Source organism: Eubacterium ramulus ATCC 29099 (assembly GCF_000469345.1).
Lineage (GTDB): Bacteria > Bacillota > Clostridia > Lachnospirales > Lachnospiraceae > Eubacterium_I > Eubacterium_I ramulus.
Genome location: NZ_KI271181.1, coordinates 1 through 4,302 on the forward strand (window position 1 = coordinate 1; position 4,302 = coordinate 4,302).

Sequence of the window (4,302 nt, forward strand, 5' to 3'; positions counted from 1 at the left end):
AAGAAACTCTGGCCCCGGAGCCAGCGCCTACCATTACCCCGGGCGAGGGTTTTTCGGAGGATGGAAACCTTGTGACCCGCGATCTGCTCTACGATGCTGCAACCAACAAACAGTTCATCACGGTGGAAACCAGCGGCGGCAACACCTTTTACATTGTCATTGACTATGACAAGCCTGTGGACGAGGACGGCGAACAGTATCACACCTACTTTCTGAACATGGTGGATGAAGCCGATCTGCTGGCGGCACTGGAGGCCGCTGGCGGAGAGCTTCCGGCCTGCTCCTGCACAGAAAAATGTGCACCCGGAGCCATCCATACGGATTGCGCGGTCTGCGCGGTCAACATGACCGAGTGTGCTGGCACAGCTCCCGAACCCGCTCCGGTGACGGAACCTGCGGAGAAGCCGGAACCCGAGCCCCAGCAGAAAAGTAATACCGGGACGCTTCTGCTGATCTTGGCAGTGGCTGTTCTGGGCGGCGGTGCAGGCTGGTACTTCAAAATCTACCGCCCGAAGCATGAAAAAGCTGCTGTACCCGAAGAGGATTACAGTGAGGAACTGGCTGATTATGACGATCCCGAGGACGATGGGCCGCCTTGGGACGAGGACGATACCGAAAGCGAGGATAATGAATGAGATTTACCAACAACCCCTATGAGGGATTTATGAAAGAAAAAAGCTACTTTAAGGGTGTGCCGCCAAGCCTGCCGCCGAAGGGCTCCCGTTGTGACGGCTGCCCTTACTGGCGCGGGATCGGCTGCGTGTTCTGCTACCGGGAGCAGCTCAAACCACCGGGCAACGGGAGGTGATACTGTGGGCCGAGAACTGACCCGGACAGAAAAAGCGGCAATCCGCAGGCTGGTGTCAAAATGGTGTGCCAACTATGACCGGGACTGCGGCTGCCTGCCGCTGGATTGCGAGTGCTATATGTTTGGGAAATGCTGGACGGGGGCTTATTGCCGCTACTTCCGCGAGGCAGTTCTGCCCCTTGATCCGGCGCTGGAGGCTGCGTTGCTGATAGAGGGGCCAAGGCCGGATTTCAAGGCTTGCCCGGTATGCGGCAGAGCCGTGGCTCCTGATGGACGGCAAACCTATTGTTCGGCGGCCTGTGCAAAGGCGGCACACCGCAGACAGCAGCGGGAATATATGCGGAAAAAGCGGGGCTGATGTGTTGACAATTAGGACATCCAAAACCCGCCTGTGACAAGGCTTTTTAAGGCCCTTTTCTGCGGGAGGCGTATATTTCTACGTCCGGCCCTGTTTCCGTGAGATGCTGTCAACATTTTAGCTGCCGGGGCTTTGGGACAATTTGTCCCAAAGTTCCGGCTTTTGTGGAAGGAGGTACTATGCCGAAATATTATCCGATCAATGAAGAAGCCGCAAAGCGGGCAAAAGATATGAACAGCTTTTCCGACTATCAGCCGGGCTCCGCTACGGCGGGCTACCGGGCAATGGTCGATGAAGCGTATGCAGCGGCGGAACGCCAGAAAGCGCGTGTCGATCCCATGTACCATGATAAGATTGACACACTGGTGGATCGCTATGCCCGGAAACTTGCCGAAAATCTGAATGAACGCAATGTGATTGATGCCCGTGTACCCTCTATTCTGATCTCTGGGGGCGGCAACTTCCCTGTGGCAAAGAAGCACAAGCAGAACGCCGCCCGGGATCGCAACTATGGAGAGTATGCAGAGATTTCAAAGCTGCTTGATAAAATCCGCTCTGTTGGTATGGGTGGGATCAGCGCAGACGATGATCTTGCCGTGGAAAAACTGACAAAAAAGCTGGAGGGGCTGGAGTCCCAGCAGACCACCATGAAGGAGGTCAATGCGTATTTTCGGAAACACAAAACGCTGGACGGTTGCCCGGAGCTTACGCCGGAGCAGGCAGAAAAGCTCAAAGCAGATATGGCGCAGTCATGGCACTTGGATAAAAGCAAGCCGTATCCCGCCTATCTGCTTTCCAACAACAACGCCAACATCCGCCGTGTACGCCAGCGCATTGAGGAACTGAGCAGCCGCTCCGAGTTTGCTGGCTGGACATTCCCCGGAGGCAAGGCCAAAATCAACGAGGCTGAAAACCGTTTGCAGCTTATTTTCGAGGAAAAGCCCGATGCCGATCAGCGGCAGGAACTGAAAAGTAACGGCTTTAAGTGGGCTCCCAGCCAAGGGGCATGGCAGCGGCAGCTTAACCAGAACGCCATCCGTGCTGCGGCCCGGATAGACTTTCTGCGACCCGAGGACGGTACAAGCCCCTATCAGCTCCAGCCGTTTGTGAAAAGAGAAAACAAAGAAATGTCTCGATGATGGGAGGTGTACTATGGACAAAAATCAAGGCTATGCTATTTTGAAGGCGGTCATGCTGGAAAATGGGCGGGGATTTGCATTGGGCGAACATCCCACCGCGCCATCCCGCTATGTCACATGGGCCTGCTATGATGACAAGGACGGCCAGCGGCAGTACGAATGGGGTCACTATGGAAATGACCGCACCGCGATGGAACAGGATTTTGCAGACCGGGTGCAGGACTATCAGCGTATTTATAACGTGGGGATCAGGCAGACCGAGGCTCCCGGCCTTTACAAGTATTATTCGACCCAGCGGCCTGTGGACATCGGGACATTCCCGAAGCCGCCTTATAACAAGCCGGATGAAATCTTCAATTACGATCAGCGCATCCCGGTGGAAAATGGCTCGTTCCTGGCTTGGGGCTATCTTACCTATACCCGCCCGCTAACGGAAAAACAGGCATCCGACTATGAGCTGCGTCCTGCGCCTGATAATCCCGACAGGCCCCGTCCGATTGCCGAGCAGATGAAAAATGCGGCAAAGTTGGCGGAGGCAGATCGCGGCTCGGAGGCTCCGGCTCCTCAACGGAGGCAGCCTGACCGTGGCGATAGATAAGGAGGTGCGTATATGGAAAAGAAACGTGAACAGGAATTGTCTGTACTGGAGGTGCTGCGCCTGCACCGTGAATTTCATTTGCCGCACCCTGTTCCGGCAGACGAACAGGAAAAGCCGCTAGATAAGGTAAAGGAGCCGCCCCGCGCCTGCCGCAGCCGGGAGCGTGAGGAGCGATGACAAAAAAGCGCCGCCGTCCGATCCATCTTCATGTGATGGTGTCGGAGGCGGAGCAGGCTCTGATTCAAGAACGTATGGCGGAGGCTGGCATCCGTAATATGGGAGCCTATATGCGGAAAATGGCCCTGAGTGGGTATGTGCTTCATGTTGACCTTTCGCCTGTTCGTGAGCTGGTTTCGCTCCAGCGGCGCTGCTCCAACAATCTGAACCAAGTGGCAATTCAGGCCAACACCTACGGCGCAATTTATCCCGAAGAACTCGCAGCCTTACAGCGGGACTATGCCGCTTTGTGGGGGCCGCTGTCTGATCTCTTGAAACAGCTCTCCGCGCTGGTAGAGCTCTGACCCATCCGGGGAGTGGTTGATACCGCTCCCCGGCTTTTTCTACTTCGGGACAAAGTGTCCCAAAGCAAAAATACTATTTGCCGGAAGGAGGGATTTCTACGGCGACCACCTACATCCGCCCTTATAAAACAGCGGCGGGAAAAAGTGCAATTCAAACGATGGAGGATCGTTTCACCTATGGCCTGAACCCCGAAAAGCTGGGAGCCGTATCTTCCTATCTCTGCGATCCGAACACGGCCCCCGCCGAGTTTCTTCTGGTAAAAAGTCAATACCTTGCAGAAACAGGCCGGGCCGTATCTCGCGGGGCCCTGTTCTTTCAGATCCGGCAGGCGTTCCTGCCCGGGGAGGTTACGGCGGAAGAAGCAAACCGTATCGGCTATGAAACGGCGATGCGCTGGACAAAGGGAAAGTATCAGTTCTTCGTCTGTACGCATACCGACAAGGCCCATATCCACAATCATATTTATTTCAATGCGACGGCCTTTGACCGCTCCCGGAAATTTCATAATTTCATTGGTTCGTCCTTTGCCCTGCGGCGGCTCTCTGACCGCGTGTGCATCGAACATGAATTGTCTGTTATCCAAAATCCGTGCCAGCACAGCAAGGGCCGTTTTCTCCACTATGGACAGTGGATCGGAGAAAAGCCACCCTCTGCCAAGCAGCGGGTACGGCTGGCTATTCTCGCGGCTTTGGAGAAAAAGCCCACAGACTTTGCCGACTTTCTTCGTCTCATGGAGGAGTCCGGATTTTCGGTGAAACAGGGACGCGGCGGTGTCATCTCATTCCTTGCGCCCGGGCAGGAAAAACCGACTCGGCTCCGGGCTTCTACACTGGGAGCCGGATTTGACCCAATGTCATTTAGATAAGGATTGCTTTAT

The 4,302-nt window shown here is 55.2% G+C and carries 6 protein-coding genes and 1 pseudogene; all 7 read left to right on the top strand.

Going from position 1 to position 4,302, the window contains the following annotated elements; translation table 11 throughout:
- A partial coding sequence (locus tag HMPREF0373_RS13560; RefSeq protein WP_021740330.1) for a DUF4366 domain-containing protein occupies positions 1-635 on the top strand: 635 nt, incomplete at its 5' end.
- A 177-nt stretch (positions 636-812) separates the two neighbouring features.
- The gene (locus HMPREF0373_RS13565) at positions 813-1,166 is read left to right on the top strand and encodes a cysteine-rich VLP domain-containing protein (RefSeq protein WP_044964565.1); all 354 of its coding nucleotides are present in this window, start codon (positions 813-815) and stop codon (positions 1,164-1,166) included.
- A 179-nt stretch (positions 1,167-1,345) separates the two neighbouring features.
- Entirely contained in the window at positions 1,346-2,305 is a 960-nt protein-coding gene (locus HMPREF0373_RS13570) for a hypothetical protein (RefSeq protein WP_021740332.1), read from the top strand.
- 13 nt (positions 2,306-2,318) lie between these two features.
- Entirely contained in the window at positions 2,319-2,903 is a 585-nt protein-coding gene (locus tag HMPREF0373_RS13575) for a defense against restriction DarA-related protein (RefSeq protein ID WP_015553305.1), read from the top strand.
- Positions 2,904-2,915: 12 nt separating this feature from the next.
- The gene (locus HMPREF0373_RS17070; protein WP_014080207.1) at positions 2,916-3,080 is read left to right on the top strand and encodes a hypothetical protein; all 165 of its coding nucleotides are present in this window, start codon (positions 2,916-2,918) and stop codon (positions 3,078-3,080) included.
- Positions 3,077-3,424, top strand: a complete 348-nt coding sequence (locus tag HMPREF0373_RS13580; protein ID WP_003020363.1) for a plasmid mobilization protein — start codon at positions 3,077-3,079, stop codon at positions 3,422-3,424. Before HMPREF0373_RS17070 ends, HMPREF0373_RS13580 begins: the two co-directional genes overlap by 4 nt.
- Before the next feature lie 158 nt (positions 3,425-3,582).
- A pseudogene (locus HMPREF0373_RS13585) lies at positions 3,583-4,287 on the top strand (relaxase/mobilization nuclease domain-containing protein); the annotation flags it as partial.
- Positions 4,288-4,302: the final 15 nt, after the last annotated feature.

Bases quoted from the DNA above. Each gene is read 5' to 3' on its own strand.
- HMPREF0373_RS13570 (WP_021740332.1), top strand. From the start codon at position 1,346: ATGCCGAAATATTATCCGATCAATGAAGAAGCCGCAAAGCGGGCAAAA.
- HMPREF0373_RS13575 (WP_015553305.1), top strand. From the start codon at position 2,319: ATGGACAAAAATCAAGGCTATGCTATTTTGAAGGCGGTCATGCTGGAA.
- HMPREF0373_RS17070 (WP_014080207.1), top strand. From the start codon at position 2,916: ATGGAAAAGAAACGTGAACAGGAATTGTCTGTACTGGAGGTGCTGCGC.
- HMPREF0373_RS13580 (WP_003020363.1), top strand. From the start codon at position 3,077: ATGACAAAAAAGCGCCGCCGTCCGATCCATCTTCATGTGATGGTGTCG.